Here is a 2,024-nt window from a genome sequence, read left to right as displayed (position 1 = left end):
TCGCCGACATCTCCTCGGAGGCGCCGGCGTTCTGCTGCGTCACCTTGTCGAGCTGCTGGATCGCCTGGTTGATCTGGGCGGCGCCAATGTCCTGCTCGCGGCAGGCGGCGGAGATCTCCGACACCAGTTCGGCGGTCTTGCGGATGTCCGGCACCAGGCGGTTCAGCATGTCGCCGGCCTGCTGGGCGGAGGCGACGGTGTCGACCGACATCTGCGAGATCTCGGTGGCGGCGGCCTGCGAACGCTCGGCGAGCTTGCGCACCTCCGAGGCGACGACGGCGAAGCCGCGGCCATGCTCGCCGGCCCGGGCCGCCTCGACGGCGGCGTTGAGCGCCAGAAGGTCGGTCTGGCGGGCGATCTCCTGGACGATGCCGATCTTCTCGGCGATGGTCTGCATGGCGGCGACGGCCTGGGTGACGGCCTGGCCGGACACCTCGGCATCCTTGGCCGACTGGCGGGCGATCTTCTCGGTCTGGGCGGCGTTGTCGGCGTTCTGCTTGATGTTGGAGGCCATCTCCTCCATCGACGAGGAGGCCTCCTCGGCCGACGAGGCCTGCTCGGTGGCGCCCTGGGCGATCTGCTCGGAGGCCGACGACAATTGCTGGCTGCCGGCCGACACGTTGTCCGAGGCAACGAGGGCATCCGCCACCACCGAACGAAGACGCTCCACCATGGCGTTCACGAGGATGAGCAGGTCGCCGATTTCGTCCTTGGGCAGCTTTTCCGCCTTCCAGGTCAGATCGCCATCGGCAACCCGGCCCATTACGTTTCCGGCGTTGCGCAGACTGCGGCTGATCGACACCGACATCAGCACGGCGACGGCCACCGAGAACACCGTGAGGAAGCCGATGCAGCCCAGCAGCAGATTGCGCGAGGTCAGGTACTGGGCGCTGGTCGCCTCGTCGGTCGCATCGAGATTGGCATTGACGGTGGTGGCCATCTGGTCGAGCACGTCGTAGATGGCGTAGCTGACCTCCAGGCTCTTGCCCATGCTCAGCCTCGAGGCCTGCGCGTCGGCTTCGTCGGTGTTGATGGCGGCCAGGTCGAGCGTTTGGGCGGACAGCGGTATGCGCTGATCGAACAACGGCTTGAACTTGCCGATTTCGGCGACCACCTCCGGATCGGTCGATGCCGCGATCTTGTCGGAGACGTCGCGGATCGTCTGGTGGCTCTGCTCGACCTTCTCGCGGAACGAGGCGATCTGGCTGAGATCGGAGCTCATGATCGCGTTCTTCTCGTTACGGACGACGGCGTTGAACTCGTTGGTCAGCACCCGGATGTTCTCGAGGTCGGCGGTCGGTCCGTTGACCAGGTTGGTGACCGCCGTGTTGAGCGACGAGAGGTCGGAGACGGCGAGGCCTGCCATGGCCGCCGTCAGCAGGATCACGAACCCGAAGGCGAACCCCAGCTTCGCTTTGATGGTGATGCGCATGAACTCAGTCCCCTATTTCGCTTATGCGAGCTCGGTTGATCTGTTGTTCGGCAGGAGCTCCCCAGTCCTTTTCGGTGTCGACAGCGTCAGCGCGAAATAGGGCTTGGTCCCGGGCGAGCTAACCATGCAGCCTGTAGATGTTCTGCGGCAGGGCGGCGGACGGCGCCGCTCCGCGGGTTTCGTCAGGCGACGGCTTTGGTCTTGTCGGTGCCGCCGAGAGCGGCGAGGTCTTTGGCGGTCAGCAGCCTTGCGAGGTCGATGACCACCACGAAGCCCTGGTCGCGGCGGACGACGCCGTCGATGTAGTCGGAGTTCCAGTGGACGCCGATGTCGGGCGCCGCCTCCATCTGCTCGGCCCGGAAGGCGACCACCTCGAACACCCGGTCGGCGATCAGGCCGAGCGTCAGTCGCCGCTCGCCGAGCGTGATGTCGACCACCAGCACCCGGGTGTTGGGGGTCGGCACCGTGCGGCTGAGCCCGAGCTTCAGCCGGAGGTCGATCACCGGCACGCCCTGGCCGCGCACGTCGCGCAGGCCGACGAGATAGTCCGGGCCGTTGGGGATGCGGAAGGCCTCCTCATGGTCGAGGATCT

Annotated in this window: 2 protein-coding genes; both read right to left on the bottom strand. The window is 66.5% G+C overall.

Annotated features, from left to right (window positions below):
• Positions 1-1,432, bottom strand: a 1,432-nt coding sequence (locus tag CJ014_RS27170) for a methyl-accepting chemotaxis protein (RefSeq protein ID WP_100083615.1), incomplete at its 3' end; no start/stop codon positions are given.
• 182 nt (positions 1,433-1,614) lie between these two features.
• Positions 1,615-2,024: chemotaxis protein CheW (locus CJ014_RS27165; RefSeq protein WP_100083614.1), on the bottom strand; the 410-nt coding region annotated here is incomplete at its 5' end.

Origin of the sequence: Pleomorphomonas carboxyditropha (assembly GCF_002770725.1) — a bacterium.
Lineage (GTDB): Bacteria > Pseudomonadota > Alphaproteobacteria > Rhizobiales > Pleomorphomonadaceae > Pleomorphomonas > Pleomorphomonas carboxyditropha.
This window is presented reverse-complemented; position numbering and strand designations above follow the sequence as displayed.